This is a genomic window from Achromobacter ruhlandii (genome assembly GCF_902859695.1).
Taxonomy (GTDB): domain Bacteria; phylum Pseudomonadota; class Gammaproteobacteria; order Burkholderiales; family Burkholderiaceae_B; genus Achromobacter; species Achromobacter ruhlandii.
In genome coordinates, this window is sequence record NZ_CADIJL010000007.1 from 159,793 (window position 1) to 182,321 (window position 22,529).

General features: G+C 68.7%; 20 protein-coding genes and 1 tRNA gene. 10 read left to right on the plus strand and 11 right to left on the minus strand.

Features of this window, described 5'->3' with window-relative positions; all coding sequences use genetic code 11:
* Nucleotides 1-3: 3 nt before the first annotated feature.
* The 4 genes from HV742_RS11600 to HV742_RS11615 all read right to left on the minus strand — a co-directional run bounded on the left by HV742_RS11600 (nucleotide 4) and on the right by HV742_RS11615 (nucleotide 5,199).
* Nucleotides 4-981: an ABC transporter permease gene (locus tag HV742_RS11600; RefSeq protein WP_006392551.1), complete on the minus strand. Its 978-nt coding sequence runs from the start codon at nucleotides 979-981 to the stop codon at nucleotides 4-6.
* 50 nt (nucleotides 982-1,031) lie between these two features.
* Nucleotides 1,032-2,672 carry an ABC transporter substrate-binding protein gene (locus tag HV742_RS11605; RefSeq protein ID WP_049070855.1) on the minus strand — a complete coding sequence of 547 codons (1,641 nt, stop codon included), beginning with the start codon at nucleotides 2,670-2,672 and terminating at the stop codon, nucleotides 1,032-1,034.
* Nucleotides 2,673-2,737: 65 nt separating this feature from the next.
* Entirely contained in the window at nucleotides 2,738-3,709 is a 972-nt protein-coding gene (locus HV742_RS11610) for a M14 family metallopeptidase (RefSeq protein ID WP_175145205.1), read from the minus strand.
* 53 nt (nucleotides 3,710-3,762) lie between these two features.
* Complete coding sequence (locus HV742_RS11615; RefSeq protein ID WP_254601069.1) at nucleotides 3,763-5,199, minus strand: M20 family metallopeptidase; 1,437 nt, start codon at nucleotides 5,197-5,199, stop codon at nucleotides 3,763-3,765.
* A gap of 164 nt (nucleotides 5,200-5,363) precedes the next feature.
* On the opposite strand from HV742_RS11615, the gene HV742_RS11620 reads away from it, so the two are divergent.
* Complete coding sequence (locus tag HV742_RS11620; protein WP_049070861.1) at nucleotides 5,364-6,278, plus strand: LysR family transcriptional regulator; 915 nt, start codon at nucleotides 5,364-5,366, stop codon at nucleotides 6,276-6,278.
* Between the two features lie 90 nt (nucleotides 6,279-6,368).
* On the opposite strand, the gene HV742_RS11625 is transcribed toward HV742_RS11620, so the two are convergent.
* The 3 genes from HV742_RS11625 to HV742_RS11635 all read right to left on the minus strand — a co-directional run bounded on the left by HV742_RS11625 (nucleotide 6,369) and on the right by HV742_RS11635 (nucleotide 9,688).
* Nucleotides 6,369-7,982: an ABC transporter substrate-binding protein gene (locus HV742_RS11625; RefSeq protein ID WP_054419285.1), complete on the minus strand. Its 1,614-nt coding sequence runs from the start codon at nucleotides 7,980-7,982 to the stop codon at nucleotides 6,369-6,371.
* 481 nt (nucleotides 7,983-8,463) lie between these two features.
* Entirely contained in the window at nucleotides 8,464-8,697 is a 234-nt protein-coding gene (locus HV742_RS11630; protein WP_049070864.1) for a hypothetical protein, read from the minus strand.
* Between the two features lie 121 nt (nucleotides 8,698-8,818).
* Complete coding sequence (locus HV742_RS11635; protein ID WP_175145207.1) at nucleotides 8,819-9,688, minus strand: NAD(P)H-hydrate dehydratase; 870 nt, start codon at nucleotides 9,686-9,688, stop codon at nucleotides 8,819-8,821.
* A 100-nt stretch (nucleotides 9,689-9,788) separates the two neighbouring features.
* On the opposite strand from HV742_RS11635, the gene HV742_RS11640 reads away from it, so the two are divergent.
* Nucleotides 9,789-10,622: an enoyl-CoA hydratase/isomerase family protein gene (locus tag HV742_RS11640; RefSeq protein ID WP_006392559.1), complete on the plus strand. Its 834-nt coding sequence runs from the start codon at nucleotides 9,789-9,791 to the stop codon at nucleotides 10,620-10,622.
* Nucleotides 10,623-10,737: 115 nt separating this feature from the next.
* Here the strand turns inward: HV742_RS11640 and HV742_RS11645 are convergent, their stop codons facing one another.
* Nucleotides 10,738-11,478 carry an enoyl-CoA hydratase-related protein gene (locus tag HV742_RS11645; protein ID WP_049070868.1) on the minus strand — a complete coding sequence of 247 codons (741 nt, stop codon included), beginning with the start codon at nucleotides 11,476-11,478 and terminating at the stop codon, nucleotides 10,738-10,740.
* Nucleotides 11,475-12,446 (minus strand): NAD(P)H-dependent flavin oxidoreductase, encoded by a 972-nt coding sequence (locus HV742_RS11650; RefSeq protein WP_175145209.1) that lies wholly within the window; start codon nucleotides 12,444-12,446, stop codon nucleotides 11,475-11,477. Before HV742_RS11650 ends, HV742_RS11645 begins: the two co-directional genes overlap by 4 nt.
* A 199-nt stretch (nucleotides 12,447-12,645) precedes the next feature.
* On the opposite strand from HV742_RS11650, the gene HV742_RS11655 reads away from it, so the two are divergent.
* The 4 genes from HV742_RS11655 to HV742_RS11670 all read left to right on the plus strand — a co-directional run bounded on the left by HV742_RS11655 (nucleotide 12,646) and on the right by HV742_RS11670 (nucleotide 17,844).
* Nucleotides 12,646-13,269 carry a TetR/AcrR family transcriptional regulator gene (locus tag HV742_RS11655; protein WP_020925435.1) on the plus strand — a complete coding sequence of 208 codons (624 nt, stop codon included), beginning with the start codon at nucleotides 12,646-12,648 and terminating at the stop codon, nucleotides 13,267-13,269.
* A 35-nt stretch (nucleotides 13,270-13,304) separates the two neighbouring features.
* On the plus strand, nucleotides 13,305-14,453 hold the full coding sequence (locus HV742_RS11660) for an acyl-CoA dehydrogenase family protein (RefSeq protein ID WP_006386797.1): 1,149 nt from the start codon (nucleotides 13,305-13,307) through the stop codon (nucleotides 14,451-14,453).
* Nucleotides 14,454-15,015: 562 nt separating this feature from the next.
* Nucleotides 15,016-16,245 (plus strand): CaiB/BaiF CoA transferase family protein, encoded by a 1,230-nt coding sequence (locus HV742_RS11665; RefSeq protein WP_175145210.1) that lies wholly within the window; start codon nucleotides 15,016-15,018, stop codon nucleotides 16,243-16,245.
* Nucleotides 16,246-16,257: 12 nt separating this feature from the next.
* The gene (locus HV742_RS11670) at nucleotides 16,258-17,844 is read left to right on the plus strand and encodes a 3-hydroxyacyl-CoA dehydrogenase (RefSeq protein ID WP_341461528.1); all 1,587 of its coding nucleotides are present in this window, start codon (nucleotides 16,258-16,260) and stop codon (nucleotides 17,842-17,844) included.
* An 87-nt stretch (nucleotides 17,845-17,931) separates the two neighbouring features.
* On the opposite strand, the gene HV742_RS11675 is transcribed toward HV742_RS11670, so the two are convergent.
* Nucleotides 17,932-18,858, minus strand: coding sequence for a c-type cytochrome (locus tag HV742_RS11675; protein WP_175145214.1), 927 nt, complete (start codon nucleotides 18,856-18,858; stop codon nucleotides 17,932-17,934).
* Between the two features lie 230 nt (nucleotides 18,859-19,088).
* On the opposite strand from HV742_RS11675, the gene HV742_RS11680 reads away from it, so the two are divergent.
* Nucleotides 19,089-19,163: transfer RNA gene (locus HV742_RS11680), tRNA-Arg, on the plus strand.
* Between the two features lie 33 nt (nucleotides 19,164-19,196).
* On the opposite strand, the gene HV742_RS11685 is transcribed toward HV742_RS11680, so the two are convergent.
* The gene (locus HV742_RS11685) at nucleotides 19,197-20,333 is read right to left on the minus strand and encodes an MFS transporter (protein WP_254601071.1); all 1,137 of its coding nucleotides are present in this window, start codon (nucleotides 20,331-20,333) and stop codon (nucleotides 19,197-19,199) included.
* 433 nt (nucleotides 20,334-20,766) lie between these two features.
* Here HV742_RS11685 and HV742_RS11690 point away from each other — a divergent pair, with 433 nt between their 5' ends.
* From HV742_RS11690 to HV742_RS11700, 3 genes are read left to right on the plus strand one after another with little or no spacing between them, the layout of a single operon-like run.
* Complete coding sequence (locus HV742_RS11690; protein WP_006386803.1) at nucleotides 20,767-21,246, plus strand: carboxymuconolactone decarboxylase family protein; 480 nt, start codon at nucleotides 20,767-20,769, stop codon at nucleotides 21,244-21,246.
* A gap of 10 nt (nucleotides 21,247-21,256) precedes the next feature.
* Complete coding sequence (locus HV742_RS11695) at nucleotides 21,257-22,012, plus strand: SDR family oxidoreductase (RefSeq protein WP_175145216.1); 756 nt, start codon at nucleotides 21,257-21,259, stop codon at nucleotides 22,010-22,012.
* Nucleotides 22,013-22,032: 20 nt separating this feature from the next.
* Nucleotides 22,033-22,527 carry an Ohr family peroxiredoxin gene (locus HV742_RS11700; protein WP_006386805.1) on the plus strand — a complete coding sequence of 165 codons (495 nt, stop codon included), beginning with the start codon at nucleotides 22,033-22,035 and terminating at the stop codon, nucleotides 22,525-22,527.
* Nucleotides 22,528-22,529: the final 2 nt, after the last annotated feature.

The following is a 22,529-nucleotide window of genomic DNA, read 5'->3' on the forward strand; positions in this document are numbered from 1 at the left end:
CGATTATTGAGCAGGGGTCACGAGCTGCACGCGCGGATCGAGCGCGGCGTACAGGATGTCCACAACCAGGTTGATGACCACGAAGATCAGGGTGACCAGCATCACGTACGCGACCACCACGGGCCGGTCGAGCTGGTAGACGCTGTCGATGAGCAGCTTGCCCATGCCGGGCCACGCGAACACGGTCTCGGTGATGGTGGAATAGGCGATCAGGCTGCCGAATTCCATGCCGATGACAGTGACCACCGGGATCAGGATGTTGCGCAGGATGTGGCGGCGCACGATGCGGCCGGGCTTGATGCCCTTGGCGCGCGCGAACTTCACGTAGTCCTGGCTGCGGGCCTCGACCACGCCGGAGGCGGTCAGGCGCAGCACCAGCGCGATGTTGGCCAGCGCCAGGTTGATCGCCGGCATGATCAGGTGCGACCAGCCGTCGGCCGTCAGGATCGACAGGCGCACGCCCAGCACCGTCACGGTGTCGCCGCGGCCGGTGGCGGGCAGCCAGCCGAGCCACACCGCGAACAGCAGGATCAGCATCATGCCCTGCCAGAAGTTGGGCAGCGAGAAGCCCAGCACCGACGACGCCATGATGCCGCGGCCCAACGGTTCATCGCGGTACAGGCCGGCCACCAGGCCCAGCGGAATGCCGATCACACAGGTCAGGCCGATGGCCACGATCACCAGTTCGAAGGTGGCGGGGATGCGCTGCACGATCAGCTCGATGGCCGGGATGCCGTGCACGAACGACGTGCCCAGGTCGCCGTGCAGCGCGCGCCACAGGAATCCTGTGTATTGCTGCCACACGGGCAGGTCCAGGCCGAGGCGGGCGATCATCGCCTCGCGCGCCGCCTGGCTGGCTTCGGGGCTGACCAGCAGTTCGATCGGGTCGCCCACGGCATACACCGCGAAGAAGACCACGACCGAGACGGCCAGCAGCACGAACAGACTCTGGATCAGTCTGCGTAGGATGAAAAGGGCCACGTGATATTTCCTTGGTGGGCTCGGGGTTGCAGGCGCCGGAAACGGCGATCTTAATTGGCGGGCTTGGCCGACATGGCCAGGGTGTATTGGTCGGCGCGGCCTTCGTAAGTCAGGCCCTTGCGGAACGCCCAGATGCTGCTTTCGAAATGCAGCGGAATGCTGGGCAGGTCGGCCAGCGCCAGGGTCAGGGACTCCTGCAGCAGCTTTTCGCGCACCGCCGGATCGACGGTGGTCAGGGCGCGCTTGAAGACCTTGTCGAAGGCCGGATTGTCATAGCCGCCGTAGTTGCTGGTGCCCAGGCCGTGTTCCTTGTCGAAGGCGCTGACCCAGTACTGCAGGAACGACGAGGCCTCGCCGGTTTCCGACGACCAGCCGCCCATGGCGAAGCTGAACTCGCGCTTGGCGCGCTTGGGGAAGTAGACCGAGCGCGTCATGGCATCCACGGTCGTCTTGATGCCCACGCGCGACAGATACTGGGCCACGGCCTGCGAGATCTGCGCGTCGTTGATGTAGCGGTCGTTGGTCGACGAGATGGTCAGCTCGAAGCCGTCCGGGTAGCCGGCCTCGGCCAGCAGCTTTTTGGCGGCGGCCGGATCGTACTTCAGTTCTGGCGGCGGCTGCAGCGTGCCGAACATGCCGTCGGGCAGGAACTGGTTGGCCGGGGTGGCGGCGCCGTCCATGATGCGGGCGGTAATGGCCTTGCGGTCGATCGCCATCGAGATGGCGCGGCGCACGCGCACGTCCTGCAGCGGGTTCTTGCCGTCGGCGGCGCGCACCATCGGGCTGGGGCTGCGCGCCACGTCGAACTGGAAGTACACCACCCGCACCGACGGCGTGATGACGTAGCCGAAGCCCGGCGTTTCCGAGATGCGCTTGACGTCGCGCGCGGCGGGGTTCTCGATCAGGTCGAAGTCGCCGGCCAGGAGGCCGGTCAGGCGCGGGCCGGCGGCCGGCACCGGAATCAGCCGCACGTTCGGCCAGGCCGGTTTGTCGCCCCAGTAGGCGTCGTTGCGCGCCAGCTCGATGGCGCTGCCCTTGACGTAGGACTTGAGCGTGTACGGGCCGGTGCCGATGGCGGACTTGCCGCTGTTGAAGTCGCTGATGGTGGGCCAGGGGCCGGTCACGCCGCAACCATTCTTGGGATCGAAGCGGATCGGGCCATGCTCGACGATGCCGCTCCACAGCATGGCGTTGCGGGTCAGGTCGTTGGGCAGCAGCGGGTAGGGCAGGTGGGTCTTGATGACCAGCACGTTGCCGTCGCGCACGTCGATGCTGGCCAGCTTCTGCACCACGCTCAGGTACGAGCCGCCGATCGACTGCTCGTTGTGGAACGCGCGGCACAGCGTGAAGATCACGTCCTGCGGCGTGAACGGCTGGCCATTGGAGAACTTCACGCCGTCGCGCAGCGTGAATTCCCAGGTGGTGTCGTCCACCGCCTTCCAGGCGGTCGCCAGCCGCGGCACCAGATTCATCTTGGCGTCCTGGCCGATCAGCGTCTCGAAGATGTGCGAGGTCATCGCGTCGTTGGGCGTGACCTGGTGGTAGTGCGGGTCCATCGCCGTGGGTTCGGACGACAGGCCGATCCGCAGCGTCTGCGGGGCCGACTGGGCCTGGGCCATGGCGCCAGCGGCCAGGGCGGCCGCCAGCGTACAGGTCGATAACGCGCTGCGGATGAAAACGTTTGCGGACATGCTGCTTCCCTTGGTGGTTTTTTTATATGAGGCGGCGCGCCAGCAAGGGCGCGACGCGCGATGCATCAGACGATCGGTTGCGCCAGCCGCACCACCGTCACCCCGGCCCGCAGGTTGGCGGTCGACGGCATGATCAGGACGCAGTTGTCGTACGGCGTGGTCACGGCCTCGCCCTCGGACCAGCCGATGACGGTGCCGGCGCGCGCCAGCGTCTCCAGGCCCTTCCAGGGCTCGGCGAAACGGAAGTCGGCGCTCTTGGCGGCGATCGCGTGGGTCACGCGCAGCGCGCGCTGGGCGCTGGCCTGGGGGGCGAACCAGGCGGCGGGCAGGTCGGCCTCGTCCACGGTGCCGGCCGCCACCAGGAAACGCGCCATCTGGTCGACCGCCACGCCGCGCGCCTCGGGCGCGCCATGGAAGCCGCATTCGATCAGCAACGAACGGGTGCCGTTGTCGCCGGCCTCGCCGAAACGGCCGTAGTCGCGCATGCGCACGCCGGCGGCATGGCCGGCGTCGGCGATGATCGTGGCGGGGTTGCCCAGCGACAGGGCCAGGTCGATGTTGCGCTGTTCCATGCCGGTCAGCTGCAGCGGCACATCGGAATTGCTCATCGAGTGGAAGTCCAGCAGCCAGTCGGCCTGCGCCACCCACGGGCGCAGGGCGGCGGCGCGGCGGCGTTCCTGGCTGATGGGCTGGGCCAGCTTGTCGTCGCTCCAGACGCGGTTCATGTCTTCGTCGACGAAGCGCGCCGGCGCGTAGTTGGCGGGGTCGAAGCGGTCGAACGCGGCCAGGTTGCAGAATGCCAGCGTCAGCGAACCACGGCGCGGGCGCAGGCCGGCGGCCAGCGCATCCTTCAGGGCCCAGGCGCCGCACAGCTCGTTGCCGTGGACCAGGGCGCTGAGCATCACGCGCTTGCCCGGCACGCCGGAGTCGAAATGCCAGACGCCGGGGGTATCCGTGTTGCCCACGCGCTCGGCCGCCAGATCCGGACAGGCGAGCAAAAAGGGGCGCGGACGGGACGCGGTAGAGGACGAGGACATGGGAACTCCGATCAAGCGAGGGGGATTGTATAAGGGATGGCGCCCGAAGGCGGTCAGGTGGCGGTCAGGCGCTCGCGTTGCGCGGCCACGGCCGCGCCCTGTTCGCCCAGGTCCCAGAACAGGCCGGCCATCACCGCCGCGCCTTCGCGCGCCACGGAGGCGAGCAGGTGTTCGTCGGGGCCATGCTGGCAACAGGCGGGATAGGAATGCGGCACCCAGATGGTGGGCAGCCCCAACACTTCCGAGAAAGCGTCGTTGGGCACGGTGCCGCCCAGGTTCGGCAGCAGTGCGGGCGTCTTGCCGGTGGTGGCGGCCAGCGAGGCCACGGCCCAGCGCGCCCACGGATCGTCCGGGTCCAGCCGGGTGGCCGGCGTGCCGCGCCGCACGCGGACCTGGACCTGCCGCAGGCCCCGCGCGTCCAGGTGCCGGCGCAGGATGCCCTCGGCCTGGCGCCAGTCGGTGCCGACCACGAAGCGCAGGTTGCAGGTGGCGCTGGCGCGCGGCGGAATCGCGCCCACCGGGTTGTCGGGGTTGCCGGTCTTGTAGGCCAGCACTTCCAGCGTGTTCCAGCCGAACAGGCGCTCGGCCAGCGACAGGCCGGGCTCGCCCCAGTCCGGGTCGATCTCGGGCGCGTCGTCGTCCTGGCCGACCCGGATGTCCGCCAGCGCCTGGCGCACGGCGGGCGGAATCGCCGGCGGACGCAGGCCGTCGACCAGCAATCGGCCGCGCGCATCCACCAGGCTGGCCAGCGCGTGCGCCAGGATGAGGCCGGGATTGGGCAGCACGCCGCCCCAGTTGCCGGAGTGGTGGGCGTGGCCGCGCAGGTCCACCGTCAGGTCGAACAGCAGCGTGCCGCGCGAGCCCAGGAACAGTGTCGGCAGGTCGGCCGCCAGCCGAGGGCCGTCGGAGGCGATGAAGACATCCGCCGCCAGGGCGTCGCGCCACGCGGCGCAGGCCTGGTGCAGGCCGGGCGAGCCGACTTCCTCGCCGCATTCCACCAGCATGCGCAGGTTGAAGCCCAGGCGCCCGCCGCGTTCGGCCCGCACCTGTTCCAGCGCGGTCATGTTGACGCAGTACTGTCCCTTGTTGTCGGCGGCGCCGCGGCCGTACCAGCGATCGCCCTCGGCCGTCAGGCGCCACGGCGCCAGGCCGGCGCGCCATTGCTCGTCATAGCCGCGCACCACGTCGCCGTGGGCGTACATCAGCACGGCGGGCAGGGCCGGGTCCTCGATGCGCTCGGCCAGCAGGAACGGCGGACCGCCGGCGACGGGGTTGTCCTCCACGCGCCAGGAACAGCCCAGCGCTTCCAGGCGCGGCGCGACCGCCGCGCGCAGGTAGTCGTAGAGCGCGGCGCGCTGGTCCGGGTTCTGGCTTTCGGTGCGGTGCGCGACCAGCTCCGCCAGATCGCGCTGCAAGGCGCCGCTATCGGCATATGCGACCGCGCGGCCGATGGCGGCGGCGCGGCTGGCGCTCGTGACTGCTGCTGGCACGGACTTCCCCTTGTCTGGCAGGGCGCGTCATTGCGCACCCTGCTGAATCGTTGCGCAAATTCTAGGATCAGGGAAGCTTTCTCTACAATTAGAATATTTATCGGAAGCTTTGCAAAAAAGGCAAAGCTATTTTCATCGGCGTCAGGCCCCAGCGAGGGGGAAACATGCACGGCATCGCCCTGCGTTACTTTGTCGAGGTCGCCCAGGCGGGCAGCCTGAGCGGGGCGTCCGAACGCCTGCACGTGGCGGTGTCCGCCATCAGCCGCCAGATCGCCAAGCTGGAGGAAGAAGCGGGCGCGCCGCTGTTCGAGCGCGCCGCGCGCGGCATGGTGCTGAGCGAGGCCGGCCGGCTGCTGCTGGCCCACGCGCGGCGCACGCTGCTGGAATCGGATTCGGTGCTGCAGGAGATCGCCGCGCTCAAGGGCATGGCGCGCAACGAGATCCGCATGGCGGCGGTCGAGGGCGTGGCGCGCATCTTCCTGCCGTCGGCCATGGCGCGCTTTCGCCGCGACTGGCCCGAGGCGCGCTTCGACCTGCATGTGGGCACGCCGGCCGATGTCGCCCGCCGCGTCGCCGAAGGCAGCGTCGAACTGGGCATGACCTTCAACGTCGAACGGCTCAGCGGCGTCAGCGTGCGCTATTCGCGGCGCGCGCCGGTGCACGCCGTCATGGCCGCGGGCCACCCGCTGGCCGGCCGCAAGAGCGTCAGCCTGCAGGACCTGGGCCGCTACCCGCTGGCGCTGACCGGCCCTGGCACCACCACCCGCCATCTGTTCGAGATGGGCTGCCTGCTGGAATCGGTGCAGCTCGAACCGACCTTTACCTGCAATGATTCCTCGCCGCTGCATGGCTTCGTGTTCGGTTCCGACGCCATCATGCTCAGCGGCTACATCTCGGTGGCCTGGAGCCTCAAGCGCGACGAGCTGGTGGCGGTGCCGATCTCCAATGCCCAGTTGCAGTCGCGCACCTTGCAACTGCACGTCATGCAGGGGCGCCAGCTGCCGCCCAAGACGGAAGCCTTCATCGACCTGTTGTCGCGCGAGCTGGACGTGCTGCTGGCGCAAGGGCCGGGCGCCTGAGACCGCCACGGCCGCCCGGTGGGGACGCGATGCGCATCCAAGGAAAAACGGCTGCCCGAAGGCAGCCGTTTTCATGTCACGCGCGCCGGATTACTTGGCGTCCGGCTTGACCGAGGTGGCCAGCGTGAACTGGTCGCGGCGGCCTTCATAGGAGATGCCCTTGCGGAAGGCCCAGATGCTGCTTTCGAAGTGCAGCGGGATCAGCGGCACGTTGTCCAGCGCGATCTGGGTGGCTTCCTGCAGCAGCTTCTCGCGCTTGGGCGCGTCGACGGTGACGATGGCCTGCTTGTAGACCTTGTCGAAGTCGGCGTTGGTGAAGCCGCCGTAGTTGCTGGTGCCCAGGCTGTTGGGCGAGTCGAGCGAGGCGACCCACAGCTGGAACAGCGCCGAGGCTTCGCCCGTTTCCGCCGGCCAGCCGCCCATCGAGAAGCTGAACTCGCGCTTGGCGCGCTTGGGGAAGTAGATCGAGGCGGTCATGGCGTCGACGTTGGTCTTGATGCCGACGCGGGCCAGGTACTGGGCCACGGCCTGCGCCACCTGGCCGTCATTGACGTAGCGGTCGTTGGTCGACGACAGCGTCAGCTCGAAGCCGTTGGGGTAGCCGGCTTCGGCCAGCAGCTTCTTGGCGCCTTCCGGGTCGTACTTGATTTCCGGGGCCTTGGGCAGCGCGCCGAACATGCCGTCGGGCATGTACTGGTAGGCCGGGGTGGCCATGCCGTCCATGATGCGGGCGGTGATGGTCTTGCGGTCGATGGCCATCGAGATGGCCTTGCGCACGCGCAGGTCCTGCAGCGGGTTCTTGCCGTCGGCGCTCTTGACGAACGGGCTCGGGTTGCGCGCCACGTCGGGCTGGAAGAACACCAGGCGGGTCGAGGGCGTGGCCACGAAACCGAACTTGGGGTTGTCCTTCAGGCGCTGCAGGTCGCGCGCGGCGGGGTTCTCGATCATGTCGAAGTCGCCCGACAGCAGGCCGGTCAGGCGCGGGCCGGCGGCCGGCACCGGCACGAACTTCACTTCCTTCCAGTAGGGCTTCGGACCCCAGTAGTTCTCATTGCGCACCAGTTCGATGCCGGTGCCCTTGACGTACGACTTCAGGGTGTACGGGCCGGTGCCGATGGCGTCCTTGCCGTTGTTGAAGTCGGCCACCGTCGGCCAGGCGCCGGTCACGCCGCAACCCTTCTTCGGGTCGAACGTCAGCTTGCCGTGCTCGACGATGCCGTTCCAGATGATCGGCAGCGAGCGCGCCATTTCGGCGGGCATCAGCGGGAAGGGGGCGCCGGTCTTGATGATGACGGTGTGCGCATCCGGCGTCTGCACGTCGGTGATCAGCTTGGTCGTGTCCATGTAGGACTGCGACACGTTGGTCTCGTTGTTCAACGTGCGGCAGATCGTGAACAGCACGTCTTCGGACGTGAACGGCTTGCCGTTGGAGAACTTGACGTCGTCGCGCAGCTTGAATTCCCAGGTCAGGTCGTCCAGGTTCTTCCAGGACGTGGCCAGCGCGGGCACCAGCTTCATGTCGGCACTGCGGCCCACCAGCGAACTGTAGACGTGCGCGGAGAACGCGTCGTTCTGCGTCATCTTGTGGTAGTGGGGGTCGGCCGAGGTGGGTTCGGCGGACAGGCCGATCTTCAGCGTCTGGGCCTGGGCAGCGGCCAAGGGAATGGCGGCGGCCACAAGGGCCAGGGTGGTGCGCAACTTCATGGTGACAACTCCGGATGGGGAACGAACCGGATCGTGCTGGCGGGGGGAAACAGCGGCGGGGCCAACCGGGGGAACGCAACGTCGGCCGGGGGGCTTGCGGTGTTTTTGGCGCCAGGCACGACGGCAAGGGGCCGATTATCGATAGGGGCTTCGCGCGCTGTCAATGCGCGCCGGGCCGGCGTCAGGGTAAACGCCGAGAGGGGGAATAGCGGGCGAAGCCGTGCGAAAAATGCCGATCGCCCCAGTTCGAGGCGGTCCCGCTTCGGGACGGCTTCGCACTGGGGCGATCGAGTATTGCGTCGTGGAGGGCGTCGCGGGGGCCCCGCAAGTGGGGCCGGCGCGGCGCGATGGCGCCCGGTAATGAAGACCCGGGCGCCGGGTCCGATGCAGCGGGCGCCGCGTGGGCGGCGGGCGTCGCACCGGCAGCGCGCCAGGCTGAATCGCGGGAGATCGGTCGCGACTCAGGCCGGCACGGCTGGTCTTACCACTGCGAACCGGAGAAGCGCGAGCTGGCGGCGCGGGCCTTGTTCATCGACTCGTTGACTTCGTCGATGAAGGCGAACACGCCAGCGACAGCGGCGGCGATCGCCTTGCCAGCCTTCTTCAGGTTGGTCAGCGGGTGGGAATTCGGTTGGTTCTCGAGGGCGCCGCGGAGCAGGTCGCGCTCCAGCGCGTCGGTCAGGCGGGCAGTGTGGTTCAGGGTCAGTTCGCTCATGGTTTTCTCCAGTCCGTTTCGTCTTGGGGTAAACCATTATAGGGATAACCCTAAATCAAAAGCAACGCGTTTTTAGGGGAAAACCCTAGTATGTTGTAAAAATGTTTTTGCCCCCAGGGACTTAGGCGGTCGGCCCGCCGTTGCGCAGTCGCCGGGCGGCGTCCGCCAGTTCGCCTGCGGTCAGCCCGATCGGCCCGATGCCCCGGGCCACCAGGGCGTCGGCGGCCGCGCCATGCAGCCAGACCGCGCCGGCCACGGCTTGCGCCAGCGGCAGGCGCTGGGCCAGCAGCGAGCCCAGGATGCCGGCCAATACGTCCCCGGTTCCGGCCGTGGCCAAGCCGGGGTTGCCGCTGGTATTGCGCCACCAGGTGCCGTCCGGCGCGCAGACCACGGTGCCCGCGCCCTTCAGGACCACCCAGGCGCCGAAGCGCCGCGCCAGCGCCTGGGCGGCGGCGGGGCGGTCGGCCTGGATGCCGGGGGTGTCCAGGCCGAGCAGCCGGCCGGCCTCGGCCGGGTGCGGGGTCAGCACCACCGGGCCGTCGCCCCAGTTGGGCTGGATGCCGCCGTTGGCCAGCAGGTTCAGGCCGTCGGCGTCCAGCACCAGCGGCGCGCCATGGCGCAACACGAACAGCTCGGACAGGGCGTTGGCCGCGCTCGGGCCGGCGCCGATGCCGCACCCGGCGACCCAGGCGGTCACGCCCCAGTCCGTGTCGAGCAGCGAGCGCGCGTCGCGCAGCATCAGTTCCGGTTGCAGCGGATCGCAGGGCAGCGGCGCCGCGTCCTGGGCGAAGCCCACCAGCACCTTACCGGCGCCGGTCTTGAGCGCGGCGCGCGCGGCCAGCAGCGCCGCGCCTTCCATGCCGCGCCCGCCGCCCACGACGCCAACGGTGCCGAAACTGCCCTTGTGGGTGTCCGGATCGCGGACGGCGAACAACGCCGGCAGGTCGTCGCGGCGGATCTCGCCGGCAAAGGAGGGGGCGGGGGTGTTCATGGGCTGAGGCTCCGGGATCGGCGGCGGGCGCTGGGGATGGGGCTATCCACTATAGTGCCCCAAAACGCGCGGCCTTCCGCCCGCGCCACCGGAGACGACGATGACCGATATCACGCTGGAACACTATTCCGCCTACGAGTCCCTCAAGCTGCGCCGCCATCCCAATGGCGTGCTGGAGCTGATCATGGGGTCCAAGGACGGCAAGCCGGGCAAGCTGTCCACCGCCGACGACCGCATGCACCGCGAGCTGGCCGACATCTGGCGCGATATCGACACCGACCCCGACACCCGCGTGGTGGTGATCCGCGGCGAGGGCAAGGGTTTCTCGGGCGGCGGCGACCTGGACCTGGTGCAGCAGATGGCGGACGACTTCGACGTGCGCACCCGCGTCTGGCGCGAGGCGCGCGACCTGGTCTACAACATCATCAACTGCAGCAAGCCGATCGTGTCGGCGATGCACGGCGCCGCCGTGGGCGCGGGGCTGGTGGCCGGCCTGCTGGCCGACATCTCGATCGCCGCGCGCGACGCCCGCATCATCGACGGCCACACCCGCCTGGGCGTCACCGCCGGCGACCATGCCGCCATCGTCTGGCCGCTGCTGTGCGGCATGGCGCGCGCCAAGTACTACCTGATGCTGTGCGAAACCGTGAGCGGCGAAGAGGCCGAGCGCATCGGCCTGGTGTCGCTGTGCGTGGACGAGGCCGAGTTGATCGGCCGCGCTTTCGAGGTGGCCAACCGCCTGGCGGCGGGCTCGCAGACCGCGATCCGCTGGACCAAGTATTCACTGAACAACTGGCTGCGCATGGCCGGCCCGACCTTCGATACGTCGCTGGCGCTGGAGTTCATGGGATTTGGCGGCCCGGACGTGCGCGAAGGCGTGCAGTCGCTGCGTGAGCGGCGGGCGCCGAACTTCCGGCCCGACTCGCCCTTCTGACAAGGACGGCTGCCGGCCGCGTCCGGCCCCGCGCCGGGCGGGATCTGGCCAAGCGTCCCGGCCCAGGCGTCGCATGCGGCGGCGCGGGCGCGCAAGGCGCCCGGCCGTGCCGGATTCACTTCTTGAAGAACGCCGCGAACGCGGCCTGCGCCTCTTCCGTCTGCAGGCGGGCGCGGAACTGCTGCGCCTCGTAATCGAGCGTGTCCTGGATCGCCTGCCGGTCCGGGCGCTTGAGCATGGCCTTGGTCAGCCGCAGCGCGGCCGGCGGTTGTTTCGCCAGGCTGGCGGCGGTGGCCTGCGCGGCCGCCAGGGCGCCGCCCTTGGCGGTGACCGCGGTGGCCAGGCCGGCCTCGCATGCTTCCCGCGCCGAGAACGCCTTGCCCTGCAACAGCCATTCGGCGGCCCGGCGGGCGCCGGCCAGGCGCGGCATCAGCAGGCTGGACGCGCCCTCCGGGCACAGGCCCAGCGCCACGAACGGCATGCGCAGGGTGGCGCCTTCGCCGATGTAGACGAAGTCGCAATGCTGCAGCAGCGTCACGCCGATGCCGATGGCGTAGCCCTCGACGGCGGCGATGACCGGCACGTCGGCCTGCGTCAGCGCGCGCAGGAAGGTCAGGCCGGCGCTGTCGCCGGCGCCGCGTTCGGCCTGGAAATCGCGCAGGTCGTTGCCGGCAGTGAAGTGTTCGCCGGCCCCGGCCAGGATCACCGCCGACACGCCGGTGTCGGCGCTGGCCAGCGCGATCTGTTCGGTCAACGCCGTGTAGGTGGCCGTGTCGAGGGCGTTGCGGCGGTCCTGGCGATCGATCACCAGCGTCAGCACCGCGCCGTCGCGCGTGACCCGCAGCCCGGCGCTCATGCGAAGGTCCTGGCGGCCAGTTGCGTCTTGGCCTCGGCGTATTCGCGGCGCAGCGTGTCGACGATCTGGCGCGTCGGCTGCACGCTGCCGATGTTGCCCACGCCCTGGCCCGCGCCCCAGATGTCCTTCCACGGCTTGACGCGGCTGGAGCCGAAATTGGAGGCGCCGCTGTCCGGCTGCGGCAGGTTGGCCGGATCGAGGCCGGCGGCGCTGATGCTGGCCTTCAGGTAGTTGCCGGGGATGCCGGTGAAGAACGGGGTGTAGAGGATGTCGGCGGCGCTGGCCTCGACGATGGCGGCCTTGTAGCCCTCGCTGGCGTTGGCTTCCTCGCTGGCGATGAAGCGCGTGCCCATGTAGGCGAAGTCCACGCCCATGGCGAGCGCGGCCAGCACCTGGGCGCCGGAGGTGATGGCGCCCGACAGGATCAGCGGGCCATCGTAGAAGCGGCGCACCTCGGACACCAGCGCGAACGGGCTGAGGGTGCCGGCATGGCCGCCCGCGCCCGCGCACACCAGGATCAGGCCGTCCACGCCCGCTTCCAGCGCCTTTTCGGCGTGGCGGATGGTGGTGACGTCGTGGAACACCTTGCCGCCCCAGTCGTGGATGCCTTTGACCAGGTCGCCGGGGGCGCGCAGGCTGGTGATGATCAGTGGCACGCGGTGGCTGGCGCACACTGCCAGGTCCTGTTCGAGCCGGTCGTTGGACTGGTGGATGATCTGGTTGACGGCGTAGGGCGCGACGGCGGCGCGGGGGTTGGCCTCGCGGTACGAGGCCAGGCCGGCCTGGATCTCGTCCAGCCAGTCGGTCAGCAGGCTCTGCGGACGCGCGTTCAGCGCCGGAAACGAACCGACGATGCCGCTCGTGCATTGGGCGACGACCAGCTTCGGGTTGGACACGATGAACATGGGGGCGCTGATGACCGGCAGGGACATCTGGCCATACAGATCTGTCACGAGGGAGTGGGGCATAACGGCGTCACGTGTGGTTTCGGGTTGAGCGCCCAAGCCGCGCTTGCGTGGCGGAAAGGGATGTGTCTACAATTACCTACCGACCGTCCGGTAATTAATTAATCTTTATTTAACGGCAAGCGCCGAACCGCTGTCAATGGAACGGAACCGCCCGTGGTCCGGCATTGCCTGCCTCGACGCCGCCTCACCAGGTTCCCTCATGGCGACTTCCGCAGCCCCCGCCACCAAACGCGCCCGCGCCGGCCGACCGCCAACGCTGGCGGCCCCGCGCGAACGCATCCTGGCCGAAGCCGCCAAGCTGTTCGCGCGCAGCGGCTACGACGGCAGTTCGGTGTCGGACCTGGCCGCCGCCATTGGCGTGTCCAAGGCCGCCATCTATCACTACTTCACCACCAAGCAGGACATCTACGACGCCATCATCCTGGCGGTGCTCAATGGCCTGAACCAGAGCGTCGGCCAGGACGTGGCGCGCGCCGAGGGCGGCGCCGCCCGCCTGCGCGCCTTCATGGTCGGCCACGCCCGCTATTTCGAGCAGCACCACGCCGAGTTCGTCACCATGCTGATCGGCTATTCCGGCATGGCGCTGCCCGAGCGCGAGGACGCTGCCCGATTGCGCGACGGCTACGAGAAGCGCCTGCGCGACCTGATCGCGCAGGGCGTGGCCGAGGGCGCGTTCCGGCCGCTGGACGTGCCCGCCACCGGCCGCGCCGTGCTGTCGATGCTGAACTGGATGGTGCGCTGGTACAAGCCCGGCCAGGGCGACAGCGCCGAGACCATCGCCGCCGGCTATTTCGATTTACTGGTTGGCGGCATGCGCCCCTGAGCGCCGCCGCCCCGCACTCCCGAGAGACTGACATCATGGCCCTGGATACCGAAACCCTGACCCTGTTGCTGGACGCCGTGCGCCGCTTCGTGCACGAACGCCTGATTCCCGCCGAGGACGAACTGGCCGCCAGCGGCCAGGTGCCGCCGGACATCGTCGCCGAAATGCGCGAGCTGGGCCTGTTCGGCCTGTCGATCTCGCCCGACCACGGCGGCCTGGGCCTGACGATGGAAGAAGAAGTGAAGGTGGTGTTCGAACTGGGCCAGACCTCGCCCGCGTTCCGTTCGCTGGCCGGCACCAACATCGGCATCGGCTCGCAGGCCATCGTGCTGGCCGGCACGGACGAACAGCGCGCCCGTTACCTGCCGCGCCTGGCCAGCGGCGAACTGATCGGCTCGTTCGCGCTGACCGAACCCGATGCCGGCTCCGACGCCATGGCGCTGCGCCTGTCGGCCGAACGCGACGGCGACCATTACGTGCTCAACGGCACCAAGCGCTACATCACCAACGCGCCCATCGCCGGCCTGTTCTCGGTGATGGCGCGCACCGCGCCCGAACGCCGCGCCAATTCCATTTCGTGCTTCCTGGTCGAAGCCGGCACGCCGGGCCTCATCATCGGCAAGCCGGACAAGAAAATGGGCCAGGCCGGCGCGCTTACCAGCGACGTGGTGTTCGACAACTGCCGCGTCCCCGCCTCGGCCCTGCTGGGCGGCGAGGAAGGCAATGGTTTCCGCACCTCGATGCGCGTGCTCGACAAGGGCCGCCTGCACATCTCGGCCCTGTGCGTCGGCATCGCCGACCGCCTGCTGCGCGACGCTGTCAAATACGCCACCGAACGCAAGCAGTTCGGCCAGCCCATCGCCGAGTTCCAGTTGATCCAGGCCATGATCGCCGACAGCCAGGCCGAACTCTACGCCGCCCGCTGCATGGTCCTGGACGCCGCCCGCCTGCGCGATCGCGGCGAGAACACCACCATGCAGGCCGCCTGCTGCAAACTCTACGCCACCGAAATGGTCGGCCGCGTCGCCGACCGCGCCGTCCAGATCCACGGCGGCGCCGGCTACATGTCCGAATACGCCGTCGAACGCTTCTACCGCGACGTGCGCCTCTTCCGCATCTTCGAAGGCACCTCGCAAATCCAGCAACTGGTCATCGCCCGCGAGGTCATCAAGGCCAACAGCTAAGCCGTGCGAAGGCGTGGCGGGCATCCACCCGCCACCCCCGATGCCGACACCTCAACACTGGAGCAATAGGGCAGGGCGCCATGCCTCGTGTGCCGCCAGGCGGCCATGCAACGTGAAGGTCCTCCACCCCCGCGCAGCGTCATCACCCAACCGCAAAACAGCATGTAAGCCAAAGAAGGCTGCCCGCGCAGCCGCCTTTGGCGGGCCCCGCACTACCTCTCCACCCCCCGATGGTCGCCATCAAAATGCCAAGCAAACCGCCCGCCCCAGCACCCGCCATGAACCTTCAGCGCAGCCCTTTGCGGTGTGGCGTGGGGAATGGGGGGCGTGTAGATGCGCCCGACGGAAACCGTAGGGAGCCGCAGGCGGACGAGGTTGAGGACGGGGCAGTCCGGAGCGAACGCTCCGGACCGCAATCGTAGCCCCCCATTCCCCACGCCACACCGCAAAGGGCGTCTAAAGAACCCACCCGCGTCCCCCCAAAACGACCACCCCAACACACCCAAGCCCCCACCGGCTAATATCCCCACTGACCTAATACTCTTTGGCGAAAAGATAAAAGATGTCGCAACGTCCCGCTCCCCTGACAGGCATCCGCGTCCTGGACCTGACCCGCGTTCTCGCCGGCCCCTGGTGCACCCAGAACCTGGCCGACCTCGGCGCCGAAGTCATCAAGATCGAGCGCCCCGGCGCCGGTGACGACACCCGCGCCTGGGGCCCCCCGTACCTGAAGGACGCGGCCGGCAACGACACCACCGAAGCCGCCTACTACCTCTCTGCCAACCGCAACAAGTTCTCCGTCGCCCTCGACATCGCCTCGCCGCGCGGCGCCGAACTGGTGCGCGAACTGGCCCTGCAGAGCGACATCCTGGTCGAGAACTTCAAGGTCGGCGGCCTGGCCAAGTACGGCCTGGACTACGCCAGCCTCAAGGAAGTGAACCCGCGCCTGATCTACTGCTCGATCACCGGCTTCGGCCAGACCGGTCCGTACGCCAGCCGCCCGGGTTATGACTTCATGATCCAGGGCATGGGCGGCCTGATGAGCATCACCGGCGAGCGCGACGACCTGCCCGGCGGCGGCCCGCAGAAAGCGGGCGTGGCCGTGGCCGACCTGATGACCGGCATGTACTCCACCGTCGGCATCCTGGCCGCGCTGCACGAGCGCTCGGTCAGCGGCCTGGGCCAGCACATCGACATGGCGCTGCTGGATTGCCAGGTCGCCATGCTGGCGAACCAGAACCTGAACTTCATGACCTCCGGCAACGCGCCGCGCCGGGCCGGCAACGCGCACCAGAACCTGGTGCCGTACCAGGTATTCGCCGCCAGCGACGGCCACCTGATCGTCGCGGTCGGCAACGACAGCCAGTTCCGCAACTACTGCGGCGCCATCGGCCTGCCCGAGCTGTCGGCCGATCCGCGTTTTTCCACCAACCCGCAGCGCGTCAAGAACCGCGAGGCGCTGGTGCCGCTGCTGGCCGAACGCATGGCCACCGGCGCGCGCGATCACTGGCTCGCCTCGCTCGAGGCCGTGGGCGTGCCGGTCGGCCCGATCAATACGCTCGACCAGGTCTACGAAGACCCGCAGGTGCTGGCGCGCGGCATGAAGCGCGAATTGCCGCATCCGACCGCGGGCACCGTGCCCATGGCCGCCAGTCCGCTGAAGTTCTCGGGCAGCCCGGTCGAATATCGCCGCGCGCCGCCCATGCTGGGCGAACACACCGCGCAGGTGCTGGCCGAAAAGCTCGGGCTGTCGGCCGCGGAAATCCAGGCGCTGGCGCAAAGCCCGTCCTGATCCGCGCGCGCCATCCCGTCGCCGCGCTGGGCGCGGCGCACACACCATTCCAATGACAGGCAGGAGAAGTTGATGACGGAGATTCAAACCATCGGCGTCGTGGGCGCCGGGGCCATGGGGCGGGGCATCGCCCAGATCGCGGCGCAGGCCGGCCTGCGCGTGCGCCTGTACGACACCAGCGCCGACGCCGTGGCCGCCGCGCGCGAGTCGCTGCGCCAGACCTGGGACAAGCTGGCCGAGAAGGGCAAGCTGACCGCCGCCGACGCGCAGGCCGCGCTGGCGCGCGTCGAGTCCGCCACGGCGCTGACCGACATGTCGCAATGCCAGTTGGTGGTCGAAGCCATTGTCGAGCGCCTGGACGTCAAGCGCGACCTGTTCGCCGCCCTGGAGGGCGTGGTGGCCGACGACTGCATCCTGGCCTCGAACACCTCGTCGCTGTCGATCACCGCCATCGCCGCGGCTTGCAAGCTGCCGCAGCGCGTCGCGGGCTATCACTTCTTCAACCCGGTGGCGCTGATGAAGGTGGTCGAGGTCATCGACGGCCTGCGCAGCGCGCCCGAGACCGGCGACGCGCTGGCCGAACTGGCGCGCCGCATGGGCCACACGCCGGTGCGCGCCAAGGACATGCCCGGCTTCATCGTCAACCACGCCGGTCGCGGCATGAACACCGAAGGCCTGCGCGTGGCGCAGGAATCGGTGGCGAGCTTCGCGCAGGTGGATGCCATCATGCGCGAGCAGGCCGGTTTCCGCATGGGCCCGTTCGAGCTGCTGGACCTGACCGCGCTGGACGTCTCGCATCCGGTGATGGAATCCATCTACCGCCAGTTCTTCGACGAACCGCGCTTCCGTCCGTCGCCCATCACCACCGTGCGCCTGGCCGGCGGCCTGATCGGCCGGAAGGCCGGCGAGGGCTTCTACAAGTATGTGGACGGCCAGAAGCAGGTGCCGGCCGAGCCGCCCGTGCCGGCGCTGCCGCAAGGCCTGAAGGTCTGGGTCAGCCCGCGCCACGCGGAAGGTTACGCGCGCGCCACCGCGCTGCTGGAAAAGCTGGGCGCGCCGCTGGTGTCCGGCGCCACGCCGGCGGCCGATGCGCTCATCATCGTCACGCCGTTCGGTGAAGACGTATCCACCACGGTGTCGGCGCAAGGGCTGGATCCGGCGCGCTGCGTCGGCCTCGATACGCTGCACGCGTTCGACAAGGCCAAGCGCCGCACCCTGATGGTGTCGCCGGGAACCGACGCCAAATGGCGCGATGCCGCGCACGCGGTGCTGGCCGGCGACGGCGTGCCGGTGTCGGTGGTCGAGGATTCTCCCGGCTTCGTCGCGCAGCGCATCGTGGCCATGATCGTCAACATCGCCGCCGATATCGCGCAACAGCAGATCGCCACCCCCGAGGACATCGACCGCGCCGTGACGCTGGGCCTGGGGTATCCGGTGGGCCCGCTGGCCCTGGGCGACGCGCTGGGCGCGGAGCGCATCCTGGAGATCCTGAAGAACATCCAGCGCGTCACCGGCGATCCGCGCTATCGTCCCAGCCTGTGGCTGCAACGCCGCGTGCAGCTGGGCATGTCGCTGCTCAAGACCTCGGCCGCCGACTGACGGCGCGGCCCCAAACAAAAAGCCCCTCGATGCATCGAGGGGCCTTTTTTTCGACTGGCGCGGCGCCGCGCCCGGGGTGTGCGCGGCTTACTTGGCCGCGTCCACCATGTATTGCACGGCCGCGCGGATGTCGTCTTCCGAGGCGTTGGCCGCGCCGCCCTTGGGCGGCATCGGCGGCTTGCCCTGCATCGCGACCTTGACCATGGCGTCCATGCCGGTCTTGATGTACGGCTCCCAGGCGGCCTTGTCGCCGAACTTGGGAGCGTTGGCCACGCCGGTGGCGTGGCAGGCGAAACAGACGCTCTTGTAGAGCTTCTCGCCAGCGGGGTTGACCGCGGCGGCCTGTTGCGGCGCGGGCGCGGCGGCGGGAGCGGGAGCCGGCGCAGCGGCAGCGGCAGCGGGCGCGGCAGCAGCAGGAGCCGCGGCAGCCGGTGCGGGGGCGGGAGCGGCAGCCGCGGGCGCGGCCGGCGCGGCGTCGGCTTCCTTCTTGGCGCCTTCTTCAGCGGGGGCGGCCGGCTCCGGCAGCGAGCCGCCGGATTTGTTGGCCATGTACACCACGGCGCGCGCAACCTCGAAATCGGACAGAGTCGGGTTGCCGCCCTTGGCGGGCATGCCGCCCTTGCCATGCAGGGCGACGTTCATCATTGCGTCGAAGCCGGACTTGATGAAGGGGGCCCACGCGGCGTTGTCGCCGACCTTGGGCGCGCCCGCCACGCCGGCGGTATGACAGGCCGTACAGACGGCCTGGAAGACCTGTTCGCCGGTCTTGAAGACCTTGGGCGCGTTGGCGTCGACCAGTTCGAATCCCGCGACGGGGGCGATGCGTTTCGTGACGGCTTCCGTGGACAGGGTATCCGAGCCGGCGCCGACCTTGGCGCCCGAGGCGACCATGTTCACCAGTAGGATGATGATGGCGATAGGCACCACGAAGGCCAGTATGACCGTGACGATCAGTTGCTTCGGGGTCTTGATGGGGGAGGAGTGCTCTTCTATGTGTTCCTGCTCGTTGCTCATGACCAAATCCTGCTAACGGGTACCGGGGCGCCTGGCGGCGGCAACAGAAAATCAGTACTGCACAAAGGGCGGCAAAAAGCAGACCGCCTTGCAAGCAAACGCTGGATTATATAACGGTGTCAGGGACGCGCGTCCAACGGACGGACGGGGTTTTCACGCAGTTTGCCCGGCGAATCGATCCACTTCATGCAGATTGCGCAAAACTAGGTACAATACCGCCTCCTTGCGCTGCGCCCGTAGTTCAATGGATAGAATGAGAGTTTCCGAAGCTCTTGATACAGGTTCGATTCCTGTCGGGCGCGCCATCGACCAAATGGCCAATCATCGTCGCTGGCCCATCATCGCGTTGCCGCAACGGCGTCGCGGATGGCCAATGCGATGCCGATGCCCAGGCCGGCCAACAGCACGCCGGCGGCCTGATGGGCCGTTCCAGACGCAAGCAGCGGCGCCGCCAGCGGCACCAGCGACAGAATGGACACGTTGTTCAGCGTCTCCGCCGCGGCCAGCACCGCGCCCTTGTCCCGATCCGATCGTTTCGCCAATACGGCCGTGGATAGCGGCGCGCCCGCGCCCAGCGCGGCGCCCCACGCCGCCAGGCAGGCCAGCGCGCCGGGCAGTGGCAATGGCAGAAGATAGAATGCCGCCACGCAACCACCGAGCAGCGTGGTGGTGATGACCAAAGCGCCTTCTTCTCCGCAGCCCAGCCGGCGCAGCGCGCCGGTGGAAAGGTTGCCGACCCCCAGCCCGATGCCGAATGCCGTTGCGCTCAGGCCGACCTGCGCCACCTCCAGCTGATAGCGCGCGCGCAGGATTTCCCCCGAAAGCAGAAAGGCGGCCACGCCCGCGCCGTTCCAGAGCCCTTTGGCCAACAGCGGACGCACGATGGCCCGCGCGCGCAGCCAATGTACTGCGCTGCGCTGGCGCGGCGCGCGCGCGGCGTGCCCGCGCGGTATCGACATGCCGCTGACAACGCAGGCGACAAGGCAGCCCGCCGACGTCAGCAGGAACGGTGCGCGCCAGCCGATCCAGTCGGTCAGCAGGCCGGCCAGCGCGGGCCCCATCGCGATGCCCGCCGTCATGCCCAGCATGACGACGCCCATGGCCGCGGCCTGGCGGTCGCGCGGCATGCTTTCGGCGACCAGCGCGAACGCGTTCGGAATGATGACGGCGGAGGCGAGGCCGCCGAAAATCCGCAGCGCCAGCGCGACCTCCAGGGTTGGCGCCAACGCGACGCCGACGCCGTCGATCGCGAATGACAGCAGGCCGGCCAGCAACAGCCGGCGCCGATCGACGCGATCCGATAGGTGGCCAAGGATCGGCGCCGCGATGGCGTAGGCGAACGCGTAGCTGGAAATCAGCCACGCGGCCTGGGCCGGACTGGCGCGAAAGGCGTCGGCCAACGGGTTCAACATCGGCGCGAGCATGAACTCGCTCGCGCCGACGAAAAACACGGACAGGGAAAGTGCGGACAGCAAGTGGCGTCCGTTGCCGATGCCGGCAATGGTTCTGGAACAGGACATGCCTTCTCCCGTGCAGATGCGAGTGGAGGGGAATGGAAAGAAAACGGGGAAAAACGGGGAAAAGCGGCGACGCTGGGGAATGCCGCGAGGAGGCGGGGCGTCGGAGTGCGCGAGGCGGGGGAGCAGCCGCGGGAGCCGGGCTACAAGCGGCGCTGATCCGTGGATCAGGCAACCGACGTCATGATACCGGCTTGGTTGTGCGCGTTCAATCGACCAAGCGAAGCCATGGCGTCCATCCGCTGATTGTTGCCGCCGAGGCAACACCATGATCCCCTGGCCGGGCCTTCTGCCGCGGTTCAGGCCGACCTACGATCCGGGTGTCGTTCCAGCGCGCGCACCTTCCCGCGCCACGCTGCCTGGACCTGCCCAACCCCCTGAAGGAGTCACCATGAGTCAACGCCTGAACGCTTTCGCCCAATCGCCCGAACTGTTCAAGAAATTCGTCGAGTTCGGCATGCTCTTGAAGTCCGGCGCGATCGAGCAGTCCATCCTGTCGCTGGTGGAGATCCGGGCATCGCAGCTCAATGGCTGCGGCTTCTGCCTGGACATGCACGTGAAGGAAGCCAAGATCCGTGGCGAGCGCGAGCTGCGCCTGCACCATGTGGCGATCTGGCGCGAATCCACCGAGTTCTCGCCGCGGGAGCGCGCCTGCCTGGCCTGGACCGAGGCGCTGACGACGCTGGGCGCGCAGGGCGTGCCCGACGAGGTCTACGAGCGCGTGCGCACGCAACTGTCCGAAAAGGAGATCAGCGACCTCAGCTTCGCCATCATGTCCATCAACGGCTGGAATCGCCTGAACGTCGGCTTCCGGACCGTGCCCGGCTCGGCCGACAAGGCCTATGGTCTGGACAAGGCCAAGTTCAACTGAGGAGCGCGCCATGAAAATCCTGGTCATCGGCGGCACGGGCCTGATCGGCTCCAAGCTCGTCAAATTGCTCATCGAACGGGGCCATGACGCTGTCGCCGCGTCGCCCGCGACCGGCGTCGACACGATCACCGGCGCGGGCCTGGACGCGGCGCTGGCCGGGGTCGAGACGGTGGTCGACGTGGCCAACTCGCCGTCGTTCGAAGACAGGGCCGTGCTGGAATTCTTCCAGACCTCGGGGCGCAACCTGCTGGCCGCCGAGGCTCGCGCCGGCGTGCGCCACCATGTCGCGCTGTCGGTGGTGGGCACGCACCGCCTGGCCGAAAGCGGTTACTTCCGCGGCAAGATCGCGCAGGAACAATTGATCCAGGCGGCCGGCATTCCCTACACCATCGTTCACAGCACGCAGTTCTTCGAATTCCTGGGCGGCATCGTGCAGTCGGGCACCCAGGATGGCGAAGTGCGCCTGTTGCCCGCCTACGTCCAGCCGATCGCGTCCGACGACGTGGCGCTGGCCATGGCCGACGCCACGCTGGCGCCGCCGGTGAACGGCATTGTGGAAATCGCCGGGCCCGAGCGCCTGCGCCTGGCCGAACTGGCGCGGCGCTACATGGACAGGATCGGTGACTCACGCACGCTGCGGGCGGACGCGGGCGCGCGCTATTTCGGGGCGCTGCTCGACGATACGACGCTGGTGCCCGGCCCCGGCCCGCGCCTGGGCGCGATCGATTTCGAAACCTGGTTCAGCCGTTCCGGTTCGGGCACGTAGCGGCGCGCGCGGGGACTTCCATGAGCAGACCGCGGCCGCCTGCACAGGCGCTCCTGGACAAGTACCGGGGCGGTGATTTCCAACCCCTGTACGCCACCAGCGTGACGGTGCGGGGCGGCGAGGCCGCGCATGGCCGCGCCTCCGGCATCGCCATGTCGGATGACGGCGCGTTGCAGGTCGAGCTGCGCCTGCCTGTCGAACTGGGCGGCCCGGGCGGAGGAACCAACCCCGAGCAACTGTTCGCCGCGGGCTATGCGGCTTGTTTTCACGGTGCGCTCAGCATGCTGGCAGAGCGCGCCGGCCTGGCCATTGCCGATGCCTCGGTGACGGCCATCATCGCCTTTGGCCGCGATCCCGTCGACGGCCTGTTCGCGCTGTCAGCGGACATCAACATCCACCTGCCCGGCGTGGCCAGGGCGGTGGCCGAGGAGCTGGTGCGCAATACGGAACGCCTGTGTCCTTACGCCAAGATGGCGCAGGGCGGCATCGAATGCGTGGTGGCGTTGACGCAATAGCG